The organism is Dysosmobacter sp. (assembly GCF_052306735.1).
GTDB lineage: Bacteria > Bacillota > Clostridia > Oscillospirales > Oscillospiraceae > Oscillibacter.
Genome location: NZ_DAWBAJ010000001.1, coordinates 1 through 18,747 on the forward strand (window position 1 = coordinate 1; position 18,747 = coordinate 18,747).

Here is an 18,747-nt window from a genome sequence, read left to right on the forward strand (position 1 = left end):
TGATCTCCGCCACATACTCCGCCTGGATCTGGTCGATGCCGAAGCCGATCATCAGATTGGGGATGACCTCGGATTCCTCCTCTGTCTCCCGGATGATCTTGATGGCCTTGTCGATGTCCAGCAGGATCCGCTTAAGGCCCTTCAAAAGGTGCAGCTTGTCCTGCTTCTTCTTCATGACGAAGTACACCCGCCGCCGCACGGACTCCGTGCGCCAGGCGGTCCACTCCTCCAGCAGCTGCCGCACGCCCAGCACTTTGGGGGCGCCGGCGATCAGGACATTGAAGTTGCAGGCAAAGGAATCCTCCAGCGGGGTGAGCTTGAAGAGCTTGGCCATGAGCTTGTCCGGGTCCGTGCCCCGTTTGAGGTCAATGGCCAGCTTCAATCCGGAGAGGTCCGTCTCATCCCGCATGTCGGCGATTTCCTTGGCGCGTCCGGCCTTGATGAGCTCCGCCACCTTGTCCAAAATGGCCTCCACCGTAGTAGAGTAGGGGATCTCATAGATCTCAATGAGGTTCTCGCTTTTCAGATAGCGGTATTTGGCCCGCACCCGGACGCTGCCCCGGCCCGTCTCATAGATCTCACTCAGAGCTGCCGGATCCGCCAGCAGCTCTCCCCCGGTGGGGAAGTCCGGCGCCAGCAGCGTCTGCGTCAGGTCACACTGGGGATTTTTCAGATAGGCCACGGTGGTATCGCAGACCTCTTTGAGATTGAAGCCGCAGAACTGGGAGGCCATGCCCACGGCGATGCCGCTGTTGGCGCTCACCAGAATATTGGGGAAGGTAGTGGGCAGCAGGGCCGGCTCCTTCATGGTATTGTCGTAGTTGTCCACGAAGTCCACAGTATCGGAGTCGATATCCCGGAAGAGCTCCGCGCAGATGGCGGTGAGCTTGGCCTCCGTATAACGGGGGGCGGCGCAGGACATGTCCCGGGAGTAGCTTTTGCCGAAGTTGCCCTTGGAGTCCACAAAGGGGGTCAGCAGGGCGCCGTAGCCCTTGGAAAGGCGCACCATGGTATCGTAGATGGCGGCATCGCCGTGGGGGTTCAATCGCATGGTCTGGCCCACGATGTTGGCGGACTTGGTCCGAGCCCCCGTCAAAAGCCCCATCTTGTACATGGTGTAGAGGAGCTTTCTGTGGGAGGGTTTGAAGCCGTCGATCTCCGGGATGGCCCGGGAAACGATGACGCTCATGGCATAGGGCATATAGTTGAGTTCCAGCGTGTCGGTGATGGGCTGCTCCACCACCGCCGCATGGAGCCCCATGACGTTGGGATTATTTACTTTTGGCCGGTTTTCCTCCGGCTGCTTCTTTTTTGGCATGGTTTATGATTCCTTATCTTACAGGTAATTTAAACGTGTCAGGATGGGTGCCTCCCCACGGCCAGCAGGGGAACAAAGCCCAGCAGGGATACCAGCAAGAATCCCATGATCTGGGCAAACAGGATGAAATCCGTGTCAAAAGAGACAAACACCGTCAGCAGCCAGCCCAGAGGGCACAGGGCGGCGTTTGCCAGATACAGCACCCCCATCCGCCCGGACCACAGGCGCTGAATCTCCTTCGGCACGTTCCGCTGCCGCCAAGGGCGCGCCTCCGTTTGCCCCCGCAGGTAGCCCAGACCGTACAGGACCGATATGCCGGTCATGATGCCGTACAGCGCCGCCATGGAGGGAAAGTCCTCCAAAAAGAAGGGGGCAAACACCACGGCCGACAGGCAGAAAATCAACAGGGAATCCAGTTTGCGCATCAGGGGTCCCTCCTTAAAATATTACGAAATATCTGCCATCTCCAGATATTTGTAGCCGTTCTCCGCAATGTGATCCTTACGGCCCTGGAGGTTGTCGCCCAGCAGCAGGTCAAAGACCTCCGCCGTGCGCTCCACATCCTCCGGCATCACCCGGATCAATCGCCGGGTGGCGGGATTCATGGTGGTCAGCCACATCATATCCGGGTCGTTCTCGCCCAGTCCCTTGGAGCGGTCGATCTTGTACTTCTTCCCCTCCAGCTCTTTCACGATGTCGTTTTTCTCCTTGTCGGAATAGGCAAACCAGGTCTTCTCCCCGCAGTTGATCTCAAAGAGCGGCGTCTCGGCGATATACACGTATCCCTCCCGAATGAGGGTGGGCGTCAGCCGGTAGAGCATGGTCAGGATCAACGTGCGGATCTGGAAGCCGTCCACATCGCCATCGGTGCAGATAACCACCTTGTTCCACCGGAGGTTATTCAGATCAAAGGCCGCCATGTCCTTGACGTGCTTGTTCTGCACCTCCACGCCGCAGCCCAGGACCTTGATCAAATCCGTGATGATCTCACTTTTGAAGATCCGGGCGTAGTCGGCCTTCAGGCAGTTCAAGATCTTGCCCCGGACAGGCATGATGCCCTGGTACTCCGCGTCCCGGGAGAGCTTGACGCTGCCCAGAGCGGAGTCGCCCTCCACAATGTAGATCTCCCGCTTGTCGGGGTCCTTGGACCGGCAGTCCACAAACTTCTGCACCCGGTTGGCAATGTCGATATTGCCGGAGAGCTTCTTTTTGATATTGAGCCGCTGCTTCTCGGCGCTTTCCCGGCTGCGCTTGTTGATGAGCACCTGTTCGCCGATCTTCTCGGCGTCAAAGGGATTTTCGATGAAATAGATCTCCAGGTTGGACCGGAGGAACTCCGTCATGGCCTCCTGGACGAACTTGTTGGTGATGGCCTTTTTGGTCTGGTTTTCATAGCTGGTCTGGGTGGAGAAGTTGTTGGACACCAGCACCAGGCAGTCCTCGATATCCGCCCAGGTGACCTTGCTCTCATTCTTCTGGTACTTCCCCTGGTCCTTGAGGTACTTGTCCACCGCGGAAACAAAGGCGGACTTGGTGGCCTTTTCCGGGCTGCCGCCATGCTCCAGCCAGGAGGAGTTGTGATAGTGCTCGATGATGCTCACCTTGTTGGAAAAGCAGCAGGCCACGCTGAGCTTCACCTTATACTCCGGCTTGTCCGCCCGGTCCCGGCCCTTCTTCTCCGTCTGCCAGAACACGGGGGCGGTGAGGCTCCCCTCCCCGGCCAGCTCCGTCACATAGTCGGCGATGCCGTTTTCGTAGAGGAACTCCGTGGTCTCAAACTTCCCTGCCTCCGTCTCGTTGCGGAAGCGGAAGGTGATGCCGGCATTCACCACCGCCTGACGCTTCATGACGTCAGTAAAGTACTCCGCCGGAATGGCGATGTCGGTGAACACGTCCAGATCCGGCAGCCAGCGGGTGCGGGTACCGGTCTTCCTGGCCTGGGACTTGGGCAGGGGGGTCTTGGTGAGGTCTCCCACGATCTCGCCCCGCTCAAAGTGGAGGCGGTACTCCGTCCCCTCCCGCCAGACGGTGACGTCCATATACCGGGAGGCATACTGGGTGGCGCAGGCACCCAGGCCGTTGAGACCCAGGGAATACTCGTAGTTGTCCCCGTCCACATTGTTGTACTTGCCACCGGCGTACAGCTCGCAGTACACCAGCTCCCAGTTGTAGCGCTGCTCCTTTTCGTTCCAGTCCACCGGGCAGCCCCGGCCGGCATCCTCCACCTCCACGGAGCCGTCGGCATACCGGGTGACGGTGATGAGCGTGCCGTGGCCCTCCCGGGCCTCATCGATGGAGTTGGACAGGATCTCAAACACCGCGTGTTCACAGCCATCCAGCCCATCGGAGCCAAAAATGACGCCGGGCCGTTTCCGAACCCGGTCCGCGCCTTTCAGTGATGAAATGCTGTCGTTTCCATAATCGTTTTTCCTACTTGCCATCCGATCCTCCAAAACAGGCCTGAGCCTGTATCTTCATATTATATTGGGTATTGTAACACACCGGCGTCCTCTCTTTCAAGTCTCCGGCAAAAACCCCGGAGATCCCCCCAAAAGGAATGACTTTCGGGAAAATGTTATTGCGTAATTTTTCCCATAACCGGGATGTCACCTTCATAAACCGTTCATTTTTCAGGCTTTTGCACATTCTCCACACCTTTTTCCACACCGTTATGTCAACTGTAAAATCTATGAAAAACTTCCCGTTCTGTCTGGAGCTTTTCACGCAGCAAACGGGACGCACCAAAGGGCGCGTCCCGTTTGACCATTGGTATTTGTTATCGCTCACACTTCCAGAAGGCCACACTGTAGGGCGGCAATTCACTGCCGCCGCCGAAATCGTGGTCCTTCCCGGTGATGAGATCCACCGCCCGGCCGCAGCCGGCGTCAAAGTGGGCGGTATAGGGCGTCTCATCGGCATTGACGGCCACCAGTACCCGCTCGCCCTCCGTCTTCCGCTGGAAAATGGTCTGGCGGTTGGTGAGAACCAGCTCCTGAAAATCTCCCTGGCACAGGGCCCGGCTCTCCCGATGGGCCCGGGCCATGGCGGCGATGGTGTCTGTCAGGCCGTTCCACTTGGGCGCATCGAAGCAGGGGCGGAGGTTATCGTCGGTACCGGGGATCTTCACAGCCTCCTCGCCCCACTCGCTGCCGTAGTACACGCAGGGGATGCCGGGCATACCGAACATCAGCCCGTAGAGCAGGGGCAGGTGCCGTGGATTTTGCAGGATGCTGGCCGCCCGGGTAACGTCGTGGTTATCCACGAAGCACAGAAGGTGCTTGCCCTTGTAGAGCGTCCAGGGCTCCGGCCCGAACTGGCGCTTGAGACTGTGGACGATCTCAAAGAGGTTCATGGAGTTGAGGCTGGACCAAAGGCCCTTGTAGCACTCGTAGTTGGTGCAGCTGTGGAGCATCCGGTCATTCACCCACTGGTTATAATCCCCGTGGAGGGTCTCCCCCACCAGGAAGAATTCCGGATCCAGAGAATCTGTAAAGGCCCGCAGCCGGGTGAGGAACTCCCGGTCCAGACAGTACGCAACATCCAGCCGCAGCCCGTCGATGCCGAATGCCTCCCGCCAGAACTGCACGCAGGAGAGGAGATAGTCCACCACCGCCGGGTTGCGCAGATTCAGCTTCACCAGCTCGTAGTGGCCCTCCCAGCCCTCGTACCAGAAACCGTCGCCGTAGTTGGACTCCCCGTCGAAGTTGATGTGGAACCAGTCCTTATATGGCGAGTCCCACTTTTTCTCCTGTACATCCCGGAAGGCCCAGAACCCCCGGCCCACGTGGTTGAACACACCATCGATCACCACCCGGATACCTGCCCGGTGGAGGGTATCACACACAGCGGCAAAGTCTTCGTTGGTACCCAGGCGGCAGTCCACCTGCCGGAAATCCCGGGTATCGTAGCCGTGGGTGTCACTCTCAAAAATCGGCGAGAGGTATACGGCGTCCGCTCCCAGACGGCGGATGTGCTCCGCCCACTGCCCCACCTTGGCGATACGGTTCACAGTGATGCCGTCGTTCTCCTTGGGCGCTCCGCAAAAGCCCAGGGGATAGATCTGGTAAAAGACGCTGTTTTCTGCCCACATGGTTTTGATCCTTTCTCATCCGGCAGCACCTTCCCCGGCCCGTCCGGTTTTGGGTACCGCATGTTTATCCTATCATACCCCCGTCCGGAAGAAAAGATGTTTTCTATTTTCCCTGACGCGCTGCCGCCTGATCTTGGGAGCGCGCAAAGGAGGGCCTCCCTGGTGGGAGGCCCTCCTTACTATTCCGTATACGAAAAAGCAGCGCCGTATCACACGGTGATGAGTTCGGGATTTTCCACAAGTTCCTTCAGATCCGAGAGGATCCGGCCCACTTCCAGGCCGTCGAACACCCGGTGGTCGAAAGTCAGGAACATGTTCATCATGGAGCGGATGGCAGGCTGGTCGTCCACCACTGCCATCTTCTTGACAGAACGGCCGAAGCCGATGATGGCCACCTGAGGCGGATTGATGATGGGGGTAGACCAGTCGATGGGGAACATGCCCACGTTGGAGATGGTGAAGGTGCCGCCGCTCTGGTCGTCTCCGGCCAGGCGCTTATCCCGGGCCTTGTCCGCCAGCTCCTTCATGGCGTTGTGCAGCTCCACCAGGCTCATGCGCTGGGCGTTCTTCACCACCGGTACCATGAGGCCCGCCTCAGCCGCAACGGCCACAGACAGGTTCACGGCAGAGTGGACGAACAGCGTCTTGCCGTCGAAGGTGGCGTTGGCGGTGGGATGCTTTTGGAGCATCTTCACCGTGGCCATGGCCAGCAAATCGTTGACGGTGACCTTGCAGCCCAGGAAGTCCTGCTTGGCCAGGAGCTTCTGCCGGTAGGCCAAAAGGTCCGTCACATCCACCTCCACAGCGGCGGTGCACTGGGCCATCTGCTGGAGGCTGTTGTACATGTTCTTGGCAATGGCCTTGCGGATGCCGGTCATGGCGATCTCCGTCACCTTGTCCTCCACCGTCTGGACGGCTGCGGGAGCCGCAGCGGGAGCGGCGGCAGGTGCGGACTTGGCCAGTTCCAGATAATCCTTCACGTCCTGGGCGATGATGCGGCCCTTGGGGCCGGTGCCCCGCAGGGCGGTGAGGGGGATCTGATGCTGCTTTGCCATCTTCCGGGCCAGGCCGGTGATGCGCACCCGGCCGCCGGGAGCAGCCGGAGCAGGCTGCGCAGCCGCAGCAGGGGCTGCCGGAGCGGCCTCAGGGGCGGCCGCGGGAGCCGCGCCGCCGCACAGGGCGTCGTAGGCCTCCTTGGTGTCCGCCACATAGCCGATGGGAGCGCCTACCGCCACCACGTCGCCCTCCTGGGCCGTGATGTGCAGGTACCCGTCATGTGTGCAGGCAAACTCGATGGTGTTCTTCTCGTTTTCAAACTCCATGATGGTGTCGCCCTTTTTCACCTGGGCGCCTTCCGGAACCGTCCACGAGCTGATGGTTCCCTCCACCATGGTCAGTCCCGCCCGGGGCATTACCAGCTCCGTGCAGCCGCCGGGAGCGGCCGCAGGGGCAGCAGGAGTCTCAGCGGCTCCGGCGGCAGGAGCTGCGCCGCCGCACAGGGCCTGGTACTCCTCCAGCGTCTCCGCCACGCAGCCGATGGGGGCGCCTACCGCCACCACGTCGCCCTCCTGGGCCGTAATGTGCAGGTACCCGTCATGGGTGCAGGCAAACTCGATGGTGTTCTTCTCGTTTTCAAATTCCATGATGGTGTCGCCCTTTTTCACCTGGGCGCCCTCCGGGACCGTCCAGGAGCTGATGGTCCCCTCCACCATGGTCAGCCCCGCCCGGGGCATTACCAATTCAACGCTCATAAATCAAATCCGCCCTTTCGATATTCCATACCGGAGCGGTTCCTCCTTTCCTGTGCAGATGACCGCTCTCAAATGTCCCGTGCCAGCTGTGCCCGGACAGCCTCCGCGATACGGGCGGCATCGGGGATTACGTACTTCTCCAGGGCGATGTTGTAGGGGATGGGCACATCCAGCGCCGCCACACGGCCCACGGGGCCGTCCAGCTCGTCGTACATCTCCTCCTGGATCATGGCGGCCAGCTCCGCGCCGATGCCGGCGGTCTTGTTGCTCTCCTCCACGATGACGGCGTGGTGGGTCTTGCGCAGGGAGTTGAACACCGTCTCCTTGTCGAAGGGCACCAGCGTCCGGGGATCGATGACCTCCACGCTGATTCCCTCTTTCTCCAGCTGCTGGGCAGCTTCCAGAGCCCGGCTCACCATGAGACCCACGGCAATGACGGTCACGTCCTTGCCGGGCTTCTTCACATCGGCCACGCCGATGGGGATGGTATAATCGCCCTCGGGCACCTCGCCCTTGGTCTGGTAGAGCTGCTTGTGCTCACAGAAGAGGATGGGGTTGTCGGAGCGAATGGCGCTCTTGAGGAGGCCCTTGGCGTCATAGGGCGTGGTGGGAGAGATGATGGTCAGGCCGGGAGAGTGCATGAACAGGCTCTCCACACAGTTGGAGTGCTCCGCGCCGGCGCCGAAGGAGGAGCCCATGGCGCAGCGGATCACCAGGGGGACCTTGTAGGCCGCGCCGTGCATGAACCGCCACTTGGCCACGCAGTGGAAGATCTCACTGAAGGCCACCATGGTGAAATCGGCGTACATCAGCTCCGCCACGGGACGCAGGCCCGTTACGGCGGCGCCCAGGGCCGTTCCGATGATGGCGGTCTCGGAAATGGGGGTATTGCGGATACGCTGAGGGCCGAACTCCTCCAGCATGCCCCGGGTCACGCCGAAGATATTGCCGAACTGGGCGATATCCTCGCCGAACATTACAATTTTATCATCTCGCCGCATCTCTTCCTGCAGCGCGGCACCAACGGCCTGGAGATATGTCATTTGCATCGTAATTCCTCCTTCACCGCTTACTCAGCATACAGATTCCGGAACAGGTCTTCGGGGGTGGGCTCGGGGCTGGACTCGGCGTAGGCCACTGCGTCCTCGATCTTGGCGTTGATCTCATCGCGCATCTGCTGGATCTCCTCCGCCGTCATAACGCCCTGATCCTGCAGGCGCTGTTCCATCTGCGCCACGCAGTCCTTATTCTTCTTCCACTCCTCGGTGACGGCCGGATCCCGGTACTTGGTCTGGTCGCCTTCGAAGTGGCCCCGCCAGCGATAGGTGGTGCAGTCCAGCACCGCCGGGCCGCCGCCGGCGCGGATGCCGTCCACCAGCTCCTTGGCAGCCTCATACACCGCCAGGACATCGGTGCCGTCCACCGCCCGGGTGGGCATGCCGTAGGCCGCGGCGCGGTCTGCACCGGGATGGGGCACAGAGACGCCGTCCTTGGCGAAGGTGGAGATGGCGAACTGGTTGTTGTTGCACACAAACAGCACCGGCAGCTTCCACACCGCCGCCAGGTTCATGGCCTCATGGACAGGGCCGCGGTTGGAGGTGCCGTCACCGTAAAAGACATAGGAGACATTGTCGGTGCCGGCCATCTGGATGCTCAGGGCGGCGCCGTCCGACACCGCGATGTCGCAGCCCAGGGTGCCGGAGAAGCCAACCATGCCGTACTCCCGGGAAACCATGTGCAGCACGCCGCCCAGGCCCAGGGCATTGCCGGTGACCTTACCCATCAGCTCGGCAAACATGGTGTTCAGGGGAATCCCCAGGGCCACGGAGGCCCCTACAGGCCGGTGGGTAAACTTGAAATAGTCCCCCTGCTTCCGGGTAGCCACCACGCCGGCGGCTACCGCCTCTTCACCAATGCCGCTGTGAATATGTCCGGGCACCTTACCCAGGGCATAGACCTCCACCTGCTTTTCTTCGAAAAGCCGGATGGACAGCAAATCACGGTACACGTTCTTGAGAAAATCAGCCGTATGTTCCATTGCTCTGTCCTCCTTGTCGTTCCTTTTGGACCGCTGGGTCCCCTATCCGCCATACTGTATATTTTTTCTTGATATACGGTATAAGTGAATATTGAATCTGATTTTGTATCAGCTTGCTTCTATTATGCGTACTTTCCTCCCTGGTTGCAATACACAATTTCTCCGAAAAGTTTCCTAAGTTTTTGGCGGTCTGCACACATTCTTATGTCGCAGCCTTAAAATATCCCGTCTTTATGGGAATCCGATTGCTTTTTCCCAAATTCCTGCTATAATAACAAAATCAGATCCAATATCCAGAAAGGCGGTGTACGGCGGTGTCTCTTCCTCCTGAATCTCTCCTGGAATATGCTTACCAGGCCCTCAAGGACCGGATCCTCCAGGGCACCTATCCGGCGGGGAGCCGTTTGCCGGTGGACCGACTGTCCAGGGAGCTGTCCATCAGTCCTACTCCCATTAAGGGCGCTCTCAACCGCCTGGTGGCGGAGCATCTGGTGGAGCAGACCCCCCGCTGCGGCTACGCGGTGGTGAAGCTCTCCCTGAAAGACCTCTCGGAGGTATTGGAGATCCGCAAGATGTTTGAGATCTTCGCCATCCGTCCCGCCATCAAGAACCGGGAACGCTTTCCGGAGATCATCCATCATATAGAGGACCTGTTGGATCGCTTTGACCATGCCACGGACGGCATCTCCTTCAACGAGGCCCTGGAGCTGGAACGGGACTTCCACCTGTGCTTTATCCGCCTGTGCGATAACGAGCGGTTTCTGCGGCTCTACTCCTCCAGCTGGTGCATGGATTACCTCTTTATGGTCTTTGCCAATGTGGATCTGTCCTTCTACGACTTCGGCCCGGAGTTCTCCTACCACCGCAAATGGTACAACGCTCTCATGGACGGGGATGCCCAGCGATATGAGGCGCTGTGGGACTCCGGTATCGAGACGCTCAAAGGCCGCCTGACCCAGCTTCTGGCGGAGAAGGAAGCCGCCCAGCATGCCGCCAAAAAGCGTCCCAGGAAAAAGGATACCGCCCCATCATAAAAAACCGCTCCAGACATGTCTATGGCCTGTCTGGAGCGGCTTTGCATAATAGAAGACAAAAAAAGGACACGGCTGCTTGGCAGCCGTGTCCTCTTTCATGCCAGATGCAGATCGATTCTCTGCTTATTCAGCAGTGAAAGCCTCGATCAGCTCGGGAGTCATCATCTCCACGAAGGTGGGATCCTCATAGATGTAAGCAGAAGCCTCCTTGAAGCCCTCAGCAGCCTCGGGAGTCAGCTCGGTAACGGTCACGCCGGCCTCTTCCCACTTGGCCAGGATCTCCTGATCCTCGGCACGCTCCTTCTCACGCTGATTCTGGGCAGCCTTCTGGCCGCACTCGTCAACGATGGCCTGGAGCTCGGGAGACAGGGAGTCATACAGCTCGCCGTTCATGGTGAAGAAGATGCAGTCATACACGCCGGTCCAGTAGGTGACATACTTCTGAACCTCAGCGATGGAAGCGCCGTCAGCGGTGGGCAGGGGGTTCTCCTGGCCGTCGTAGGTGCCGGTCTGCAGGCCGGTGTAAACCTCAGACCAGTTGGCGTTGGTCCAGTTGGCGCCCCAAGCGGTGTACTCTTCGTTGAGCAGCTCGGAACCGGCAACACGCAGCTTCAGGCCCTTCATGTCGTCCACGGTCTCGATGGGACGGACGCTGTTGGTGACATGACGGAAGCCGTTCTCAGCAATGCCCAGCAGGTGCAGGCCCAGGTCCTCAACGACCTCGCCCACGGCCTCGCCGGCAGCGCCGTCCAGCTTGGTGTCGACATCGTCATAGGAGTCGAACAGGAAGGGCATGGAAACGACGTTCAGGCGCTGATCGAAGTTGGAGTAGATGATGTTGGAGTGGGCAGACAGCTCGATGGTGCCGTCCATAACGCCCTGGATGCCCTCGGTCTGGTTGCCGGCAGTCAGCTGGTCGGCAGCATAGACCTCAACGGTGACAGCACCGCCGGTAGCCTCGCTGACCATGTCGCCGAAGTCACGGCCCATGTCAGCCCAGGGAGTGTTCTCGGTAGCAGAGCAGGTGAACTTCCAGGTCTGCTCCTCGAAACCGCTCTCTTCGCCGTCGCCGCTGGTTTCAGAACCAGTGTCAGAGCCACCGCAAGCAGCCAGAGAAAGGCTCATGCCCAGTGCGAGGAGCAATGCAAGAAACTTTTTCATTGTTTTTCCTCCTTAAAATATGATACGTGCGATTTATCTGATATCACTTGCGTGATTGCAGATCAAAAACTGTACATTCGCTTAGCCCTTGAACAGCAGAATGGTGGACAGGGGCTCGATGTAGGTGACCAGCAGCAGAGCCACAACGCAGGCCACGATCTGGGGCCACACGGCCTTGGAAATGGTCTCGATGGTAACCTTGGTCTTGTCCTTGATGTTCTCCAGCTTGCTGCTGATGCCGATGGCCACGAACAGGTTGACGCCCACGGGAGGAGTGACCTGGCCGATAGCGAGGTTCACGGTAGACAGCACGCCGAAGTGGATGGGATCAATACCCAGCTGGGTCGCCACAGGGTACATGATGGGGATGAAGATGTACATGGCGGAGTTGGCGTCCACGAAGCAGCCGGCGATCAGGAAGATCACGTTGACGATCAGCAGGAAGATGTACTTGTTGCTGGAAATGCTCAGCAGCAGATCCTGGGCAGCGCCGGAGATGCCGTGCACGGTGCAGACATAGGAGAACAGGGTGGCAGCGCCGATGATGAGCATGATGCCGCCGGTGGTCTTGGTGGAATCCACCAGCAGATCATACAGGTCACGGAGCTTGACCTCGCGATAGATGAACAGACCGACGATCAGGCCGTACACCACGGAAACAGCAGCAGCCTCAGTGGGAGTGAAGATGCCGCCGTAGATGCCGCCCAGGATGATGACGGGCATCAGGAAGCCCCAGAAGGCAGTGCGGAAGGACTTCCAGCGGGCACCCCAGCTGGCCTTCTCACGGGAAGCGGTCAGGCCCTTCTTACGAACCTCGATCATGATGACCACCACCAGGGCCAGGCCCATCATGATGCCGGGGATGATGCCGCCCATGAACATATCGCCCACGGAGACGCCGGTGATGGAGGCGTACACCACGAATGCGATAGAGGGCGGGATGACGATGGCGATGGAAGAAGCGCTGGCCATCATGGCAGAGGAGAACGGAGCGGAGAAGCCGCCGCGGTTGATCATGGCGGGGATCAGGATAATGCCCAGAGCAGCCACAGTGGCCGGGCCGGAACCGGAGATGGCGCCAAAGAAGCAGGCAACCACCACGCACACGATGGCGATGCCGCCGCGGCGGTGTCCGATGCAGTCATCAATGAACTGAACCAGACGGGTGGAAATACCGGCCTTGGCCATGATGTTGCCGGAGAGGACGAAGAACGGGATGGCCAGAAGCAGGAACTTTGCCATGCCGTTATAGACGTTGGTAGGAACAATGGAGAGCTTATCGCCGGAATACAGCATGGCGAAAATGGAGGACATACCCAGGCTGACGCAGATGGGGATGTTCAAAAACAGCATCACAAAGAAGGAGCCAAACAGAATAAAGTTAATCATCAGTCGTTTCCTCCCTCTTCCTTCACACAATCAGCGTCCCCATGCAGGACGTCCACCAGATACTCAATGGTATGCAGAATCAAGAAAATGCAGCCGATGGGCAGGAAGATGGTAAACACCCACTCGGGCCAGCCCAGAGAGGAGGTGTGCTTGCCGGACTCCATCTGAGAGAGGACCTTCTCCCAGCCGGTCCACAGCAGCAGAGCCCAGAACACGGTGTTGACCACTGTGGCAATCACCACCAGGACCTTCTTGCCGCCGATCTTCAGACGATCGAAGACCAGGGACAGGCTGATCAGGCTTCCCTCACGGGCACCCAGCGCGCAGCCCATCATAATCAGCAATACGAACAGGTTGATAACCAGCTCCTCCGTCCAGGCGAACTGGCTGTCGCTGACTTTACGAACGACTACGTTCGCAAAGGTGATCGCGGTGACAAAGACCAAAACGAGACTCGTAACGATATTCTCGAATTCGGCAATGCCTCCCATGATCTTTTTGTAGGCTTTCATGAAATCATTCCCTTCCTTGTTTTGCTGCGGCAAGGCGAACCATCTGTTTTGCATCAGGCTCCGTTCTCCCTTCGAGCCCGACGCGGCAAAGACGTTTGCATCCTCACCGCTCCACGGAAAATGAGACATTCCCCGTTAACGTGGACAAGTATAAATTGTACTTCGGACTATTTTCAATCAGGCCAAATTCCCGATGATCCCACCCGAAGCAACACACAGCGCGGTGATGCAGTGCTCTTACGGCTCCAAATCTCCCGCATGAAACAGGGTATCCAAAATCTCCTGGCGGGTAATGCCGCCGAAGAGTTCTCCCAGGGGGAAGCGATCCAGTACGGCGCTCACATCCTCCCGCCGGAAAGGACAGCCCTCCAGCGCCTGGACCAGCGGGTCCAGGGGCGAAACCGCCAGAAAATCCCCGAAGAAACCAATATTTGTGATGACACCCTTTTCCACATGGACACCAGCTTCCAGGCTGCCGCCATCAAAACGGCGCTTATTCACCAAATCATATTGGGGAGAGCGGCCGAAATTCCACTCCCAGGTGTCATACTTGCTGTACTTGAGTTCCTCCACAGCCCGGAGCTCCTCCTCCGACAGGGCATCCTGCTGGAAGCCGCTTCCGGACAGTGTCTTTTTCAGATACGCCCAAAATGCCGGAAGATCCATATCCACGGGAAGACACGGGCGGATATTTCCGATCCGGCTGCGCACGGACTTGGCACTTTTGGACTGGAACTTGGCGGGATCCACATTCAGTGCCCCGGATACCATCTCCGGATTGGAGTCGAACAGCAGCGTACCGTGATGCAGAATCCGGTTCCCGGCAAGCCGCTGAGCCGTGCCGGAGACCTTTTTGCCATCCACCAGGATGTCATTCCTGCCGGAGGCTTCCGCCTGCAGCCCCAGCCCCCGGAGGGCTTCCACCACGGGCCGGGTAAACCGCGCCATGGCCAACTGGGCTGAATCTCCCGCGTCTGTAATAAACGAATAGTTGAGATTTCCAAGGTCGTGGTAAACCGCGCCGCCGCCGGTCATCCGGCGAACCACACGGATCCCATGGGATTCCACAAAGGAACGGTTGATCTCTGCCTCGGCATTCTGGTTTTGCCCAATAACAATGGTGTTGTCATTCTGCCACAGCATCAGATAATCGCCTTCACGGCGGTTACGGAGAACATATTCCTCAAAGGCCAGGTTATAAAATGGATTCTGGGAACCAGTCTCCAGATAATGCGTTGTAATTGTCATCAAATGGTCTCTTTCTCGCTCGGACAAGCGGTGCTTTGCATGTTGGTCCTACCAAGTTTTGCGGCTTTGGAGCAAACCCGAAGGGCAAAAAAAGAAGCGCTCTCCCCTGCAGGCAAACGGCTCATTCCTCTTCCCGCAGCTCCGGATACCGGCCGGAAAACTCCACCACGATATCCAGGTGCAGATTCATCTCCCGCTTGGCCAGCTCCACATCGCCGCTCTTGATTGCTTCAAAGATCGCCCTGTGGGACTCCTGGGAGCGCCGGATGTAATCCGGCTTCTTGAAAAACCGCCTGCGCACATCGGCGATCATGCTGTTGACCAGGTGGATGGTGGCTGCCAGCATCATGTTATGGCTGGCCACTGCCAGTGCATCGTGAAAAAGCACATCCCCTACGGGATCCTCCGGATTGGCCTCCAGCCGCGCCATAGCCGCAGCAATCTCCGCCAGATCCTCTTTGGTGGCCCGCTGACAAGCCATACCGGCAATGGCCACCTCGTTGACCCGGCGGAATTCATTGAAATCCTCCATGGAGTCCAGCTGGTTGGAGATCCGCACAAAAGAAGCCGCCCGGCGGATATAATCCGCATCCCGGGCCACCTTCTTGCGGCTGCCTCTGTTTTCAATGGCACCCAGAAATTCCAGGATCGCCAGGCATTCCCGCAGAGAACCCCGGCCCACGCCTAGGTGCTCCGCCAAATCCCGTTCCGAAGGCAGCTCCTCCCCCACCCGGATCTGACCGCTCTCAATGGCGCTGATCAGTGCCTGCATCACAAGCTCCGGTATCTTAGGAGAAACGTACTGAATTTTCTCCAGCCGCATGGAACTGCCCCCTCTCCATGTTGGTATTACCATATTACCATCCTGCCGTTCGTGCGTCAACAACGACATGTTCACAAAAATTTTTCAATTTTTTGTGCGTTTTGGGAGAAGGGGGTCAGGTTCTGTTTCTTACTGGTTTAACCGTCTGACAAAGAGGTAACCGTAAGCGGCGGGAGCCATCAAAGCCAGCAAAACCACCACAGCGATGACCGGTGTGGAGGTGGCGGTGATCATGGACTGGGCAATCAGGAGCAGCCCCACAGCCAGCCACAGCCAACCGGCAAAGCGGTGCACAGACCGCCAGGCCGCATCGCTCAGGCAGAAAGAAAACCGCAGGGCCACTCGGGCGTCCTTGGGACAATCCCACATATGGCCTCCCAGGATCAGCAGTGCCAGGCCCAGGATGCAGGGCGTTACAAACGTCAGAGGCAAAACCTTTTCCGCGCCGGAGGCTTCCATAATCATACCGCTGCAAAAGATCACAGAAATGATGGGAAAGCCCCACCGGCCCAGAAGACGCACTTGAGGCGATGGCATGGTCATGCGCTTTTGGTTGATCATCAGCTGCACATGGGTAATGAGATCCAGCAGGCACATCAGGCCCGGCAGGCCAAATACCACCACCCAGCGGGGCAGGGAATCGTCCTCCCCATTGGCGCCGATGAGTCCGCTGGGCACGATCTCCGGGATCTGATCCCACATGCGCACGCCCAGCACCATGGGCAAAGCGCAAGCCACCAGCGTAACCGCCAGCAGCAGATACCCCTTTTCTCTGGAGACGTGCTTGCCAAAGATCCGGGCACTCTCAATTTCCACCTGCCGTTCTTCGGCAGTTTTCTTCTGACGTTTGCTCATTGCGGGACAGAATCCTCCTAGTGAAATATTACAACTGGTTCTGCCGGCGGCAGAACCGCCGCACCGTCAAATGTTCACGATCTTCCAGGCGCACCACACCAAAAGAAGGGCCATCACCAGGTTGATGGGCTTGTTGAAGCGGCTGTAAATGGGGAACAGCAGCGACCCTACGGTTGCCCAGATGAGGTTTCCGGTTCCTGCGCAGGCTGCCATGATGACGGCAAACGCCAGCACGGCGGAAAAGCGGAATCCCCCCGGCAGGATATAGCCGGAATAGGCCGCAATCCCCAGCATCAGGATCTTCACATTCAGGAATTGCAGCAAAAACCCATTGCCATAGGAAAGGGGCTGATCCTGAGTCTGGGTGTCGGTGACCTTTTTGAACAGCATCTTATAGGCAAGATAGAGGATATACGCCGCACCCACATACTTGGCCACCGGCACGATCTGCGGCACCAGTTCGCCCAGGCCGGCACATCCAAAGCCGCAGATCAGCATAATGCACAGCAGGCCGGACCAAATGCCGAAAATCAGGGGAAAGCACTTTTTCAGTCCGTATTTGCTGGTGCTGCTCAGCAGCAGGATGTTATTGGGGCCGGGGGAAAACGTCGTTGCACAGGCATAGGCTGCCAGTTCCAGATACAGGGTCATCGTATTCGCCTCTCTCTTTTGTGGTATGTGCGCAGGTAGACGCATCTCCGCTTTGAAAAAAGAGGCCCGAAGAACAACTTCGGGCCTCTTTCACATTGCTGAGGACCGCTCCATGCCGCGCATAGCGCGTAGACAGGAGTTTCTTACTTGTTGGACGTGTGAATGGCGCGCTTCTCAGCCTGCAGGGCCGCCTCACGCATAGTCTCGGTGACCGTGGGGTGAGAATGGATGGTGGCGATGATCTCGTCCAGGGTCATCTCCTCGCCGATGGCCAGAGCGCCCTCCGCGATGAGGTCGGTGGCACGGGGCCCGATGATGTGCATACCCAGGATCTCGCCATACTCCTTGCCGGCGATAATCTTCACGATGCCTTCGCCGCCGTTGAGGATCAGAGCCTTGCCGTTGGCGCTCATGGGGAACTTGCCAACCTTGTACTCCAGACCCTGAGCCTTGCACTGCTCCTCGGTGAGACCCACGGAAGCAGCCTCGGGCTCGATGTACACGCAGGTGGGATTGGTCTTCTCGTCGTACACGGCGGGGATGCCCATGATATTCTCGGCAGCCACTTCGCCCATGGCGGAAGCGGTGTGAGCCAGCTGAGCACGGCCGAAGACGCAGTCGCCGATGGCATACACGCCGGGGACATTGGTCTCCATCTTGTCGTTGACGATGATCCGGCCGCGGTCGTTGTTGAGGCCGGCAGCCTCCAGATTCAGGCTGGCGGTGTTGGCCTTGCGGCCGATGGCAACCAGGACCTTCTCGGCCTCAAAGCTGACGGTCTCGCCGGCCTTGTTCTTGCAGACCACCTTGGCGCCCACAGGGGACTCCTCAACAGACTGCACGGGGCACTCCAGGTTGAACTCCATGCCCATCTTCTTCATGTGGGCAACGCCGATCTTGGTCAGGTCGCCGTCCAGCATGGGCAGCATGTGGTCCAGAGCCTCCACCACGGTGATCTTGGTGCCGAAGGCCGCGTAGGCGCAGGCCAGCTCCAGGCCAATGACGCCGCCGCCGATGACCACCATGGTCTTGGGCAGCTTCTCCAAAGAGAGGGCGCCGGTGGAGTCGATGCAGTTGGGGTTCTCCTTCAGGCCGGGGATGGGAGGCTGGGAGTTGACGGAACCGGTAGCCACGATGATGGCATCGGCAGTCATCTCCTCGGTGGTGCCGTCCGCCTTCTTCACAGAGAGCTTCTTGGGTGCCACGAAGGTAGCCTCGCCGTCGATCTTCTTGACCTTGTTCATCTTCAGCAGGCCGGTGACGCCGTTGGTCAGCTGCTTGGAAATGGCGTTCTTATGGGCAATGACCTGGGCGAAGTTGAGCTTCACGCCCTCCACTTCCACGCCGATCTCCTTGCCCTGGTTCTTGATGTCCTCCATCAGCTCAGCGCTGTGGAGCAGGCACTTGGTGGGGATGCAGCCCACGTTCAGGCAGGTGCCGCCCACATACTGCTTCTCAATAAGGGTGACCTTTGCGCCCAGCTGAGCGGCACGGATGGCGGCCACATAGCCGCCGGGGCCGCCGCCGATGACGATGATGCTGGTGTCGCCGGCGGGCTTGGCAGGAGCAGCAGCAGGTGCGGGAGCGGCAGCAGGCGCAGCGGCGGGAGCGGCAGCGCCGGGAATCGCCTCACCGGGCTGGCCGATCCAGGCCAGGGTGCCCTTCACGGGCACATCGTCGCCCTCCTGGGCCACGATCTTCAGCATGGTGCCCTCCACCTCGCTGGTGACCTCGTTGGTCAGCTTGTCGGTGGTGATCTCCAGGACCACGTCGCCAACCTTGACGGCGTCGCCTTCCTTCTTCATCCACTTGGAAACGGTGCCCTCTTCCATAGTCAGGCCAAGCTGGGGCATCTTCAATTCATAAGCCATTGGTAT

At 58.9% G+C, this 18,747-nt stretch carries 16 protein-coding genes; 1 reads left to right on the forward strand and 15 read right to left on the reverse strand.

What is annotated here, in order from left to right; all coding sequences use genetic code 11:
• From ACT67G_RS00005 to ACT67G_RS00035, 7 genes are all read right to left on the reverse strand, one after another.
• The coding region (locus tag ACT67G_RS00005) for a DNA gyrase subunit A (protein ID WP_443662567.1) at nucleotides 1–1,318 on the reverse strand (1,318 nt) is incomplete at its 3' end.
• Nucleotides 1,319–1,356: 38 nt separating this feature from the next.
• Nucleotides 1,357–1,743: a hypothetical protein gene (locus tag ACT67G_RS00010; protein WP_443662568.1), complete on the reverse strand. Its 387-nt coding sequence runs from the start codon at nucleotides 1,741–1,743 to the stop codon at nucleotides 1,357–1,359.
• 21 nt (nucleotides 1,744–1,764) lie between these two features.
• Nucleotides 1,765–3,759: a DNA gyrase/topoisomerase IV subunit B gene (locus ACT67G_RS00015; RefSeq protein WP_326215666.1), complete on the reverse strand. Its 1,995-nt coding sequence runs from the start codon at nucleotides 3,757–3,759 to the stop codon at nucleotides 1,765–1,767.
• 335 nt (nucleotides 3,760–4,094) lie between these two features.
• A complete protein-coding gene (locus ACT67G_RS00020) occupies nucleotides 4,095–5,408 on the reverse strand; it encodes an alpha-amylase family glycosyl hydrolase (protein WP_443662569.1) in 1,314 nt (437 codons plus the stop codon).
• A gap of 209 nt (nucleotides 5,409–5,617) precedes the next feature.
• Nucleotides 5,618–7,159 carry a 2-oxo acid dehydrogenase subunit E2 gene (locus tag ACT67G_RS00025; RefSeq protein WP_443662570.1) on the reverse strand — a complete coding sequence of 514 codons (1,542 nt, stop codon included), beginning with the start codon at nucleotides 7,157–7,159 and terminating at the stop codon, nucleotides 5,618–5,620.
• Nucleotides 7,160–7,227: 68 nt separating this feature from the next.
• On the reverse strand, nucleotides 7,228–8,208 hold the full coding sequence (locus ACT67G_RS00030; protein ID WP_443662571.1) for an alpha-ketoacid dehydrogenase subunit beta: 981 nt from the start codon (nucleotides 8,206–8,208) through the stop codon (nucleotides 7,228–7,230).
• A 20-nt stretch (nucleotides 8,209–8,228) separates the two neighbouring features.
• The gene (locus ACT67G_RS00035) at nucleotides 8,229–9,197 is read right to left on the reverse strand and encodes a thiamine pyrophosphate-dependent dehydrogenase E1 component subunit alpha (RefSeq protein WP_325245750.1); all 969 of its coding nucleotides are present in this window, start codon (nucleotides 9,195–9,197) and stop codon (nucleotides 8,229–8,231) included.
• A 314-nt stretch (nucleotides 9,198–9,511) separates the two neighbouring features.
• Here ACT67G_RS00035 and ACT67G_RS00040 point away from each other — a divergent pair, with 314 nt between their 5' ends.
• Complete coding sequence (locus tag ACT67G_RS00040; RefSeq protein ID WP_443662572.1) at nucleotides 9,512–10,231, forward strand: GntR family transcriptional regulator; 720 nt, start codon at nucleotides 9,512–9,514, stop codon at nucleotides 10,229–10,231.
• 123 nt (nucleotides 10,232–10,354) lie between these two features.
• Here ACT67G_RS00040 and dctP read toward each other — a convergent pair whose 3' ends face one another.
• The 8 genes from dctP to lpdA form a co-directional block, all read right to left on the reverse strand.
• On the reverse strand, nucleotides 10,355–11,392 hold the full coding sequence (dctP, locus tag ACT67G_RS00045; protein ID WP_443662573.1) for a TRAP transporter substrate-binding protein DctP: 1,038 nt from the start codon (nucleotides 11,390–11,392) through the stop codon (nucleotides 10,355–10,357).
• Nucleotides 11,393–11,473: 81 nt separating this feature from the next.
• On the reverse strand, nucleotides 11,474–12,781 hold the full coding sequence (locus ACT67G_RS00050; protein WP_443662574.1) for a TRAP transporter large permease: 1,308 nt from the start codon (nucleotides 12,779–12,781) through the stop codon (nucleotides 11,474–11,476).
• Entirely contained in the window at nucleotides 12,781–13,293 is a 513-nt protein-coding gene (locus tag ACT67G_RS00055) for a TRAP transporter small permease (RefSeq protein WP_326215673.1), read from the reverse strand. Before ACT67G_RS00055 ends, ACT67G_RS00050 begins: the two co-directional genes overlap by 1 nt.
• Nucleotides 13,294–13,530: 237 nt before the next feature.
• Complete coding sequence (locus ACT67G_RS00060) at nucleotides 13,531–14,541, reverse strand: lipoate--protein ligase (protein ID WP_443662575.1); 1,011 nt, start codon at nucleotides 14,539–14,541, stop codon at nucleotides 13,531–13,533.
• Nucleotides 14,542–14,662: 121 nt separating this feature from the next.
• Nucleotides 14,663–15,313, reverse strand: coding sequence for a FadR/GntR family transcriptional regulator (locus ACT67G_RS00065; RefSeq protein ID WP_325245739.1), 651 nt, complete (start codon nucleotides 15,311–15,313; stop codon nucleotides 14,663–14,665).
• A 180-nt stretch (nucleotides 15,314–15,493) separates the two neighbouring features.
• Entirely contained in the window at nucleotides 15,494–16,219 is a 726-nt protein-coding gene (locus ACT67G_RS00070; RefSeq protein WP_325245737.1) for an SdpI family protein, read from the reverse strand.
• A 66-nt stretch (nucleotides 16,220–16,285) separates the two neighbouring features.
• Nucleotides 16,286–16,870, reverse strand: coding sequence for a LysE family transporter (locus ACT67G_RS00075; protein ID WP_325245735.1), 585 nt, complete (start codon nucleotides 16,868–16,870; stop codon nucleotides 16,286–16,288).
• 143 nt (nucleotides 16,871–17,013) lie between these two features.
• Entirely contained in the window at nucleotides 17,014–18,741 is a 1,728-nt protein-coding gene (gene lpdA / locus ACT67G_RS00080) for a dihydrolipoyl dehydrogenase (RefSeq protein WP_325245733.1), read from the reverse strand.
• Nucleotides 18,742–18,747 lie beyond the last annotated feature (6 nt).

Coding starts and splice junctions, on each gene's coding strand:
- ACT67G_RS00010 (WP_443662568.1), bottom strand. CDS start 1,743: ATGCGCAAACTGGATTCCCTGTTGATTTTCTGCCTGTCGGCCGTGGTG.
- ACT67G_RS00015 (WP_326215666.1), bottom strand. CDS start 3,759: ATGGCAAGTAGGAAAAACGATTATGGAAACGACAGCATTTCATCACTG.
- ACT67G_RS00020 (WP_443662569.1), bottom strand. CDS start 5,408: ATGTGGGCAGAAAACAGCGTCTTTTACCAGATCTATCCCCTGGGCTTT.
- ACT67G_RS00025 (WP_443662570.1), bottom strand. CDS start 7,159: ATGAGCGTTGAATTGGTAATGCCCCGGGCGGGGCTGACCATGGTGGAG.
- ACT67G_RS00030 (WP_443662571.1), bottom strand. CDS start 8,208: ATGCAAATGACATATCTCCAGGCCGTTGGTGCCGCGCTGCAGGAAGAG.
- ACT67G_RS00035 (WP_325245750.1), bottom strand. CDS start 9,197: ATGGAACATACGGCTGATTTTCTCAAGAACGTGTACCGTGATTTGCTG.
- dctP (WP_443662573.1), bottom strand. CDS start 11,392: ATGAAAAAGTTTCTTGCATTGCTCCTCGCACTGGGCATGAGCCTTTCT.
- ACT67G_RS00050 (WP_443662574.1), bottom strand. CDS start 12,781: ATGATTAACTTTATTCTGTTTGGCTCCTTCTTTGTGATGCTGTTTTTG.
- ACT67G_RS00055 (WP_326215673.1), bottom strand. CDS start 13,293: ATGAAAGCCTACAAAAAGATCATGGGAGGCATTGCCGAATTCGAGAAT.
- ACT67G_RS00060 (WP_443662575.1), bottom strand. CDS start 14,541: ATGACAATTACAACGCATTATCTGGAGACTGGTTCCCAGAATCCATTT.
- ACT67G_RS00065 (WP_325245739.1), bottom strand. CDS start 15,313: ATGCAGGCACTGATCAGCGCCATTGAGAGCGGTCAGATCCGGGTGGGG.
- ACT67G_RS00070 (WP_325245737.1), bottom strand. CDS start 16,219: ATGAGCAAACGTCAGAAGAAAACTGCCGAAGAACGGCAGGTGGAAATT.
- ACT67G_RS00075 (WP_325245735.1), bottom strand. CDS start 16,870: ATGACCCTGTATCTGGAACTGGCAGCCTATGCCTGTGCAACGACGTTT.
- lpdA (WP_325245733.1), bottom strand. CDS start 18,741: ATGGCTTATGAATTGAAGATGCCCCAGCTTGGCCTGACTATGGAAGAG.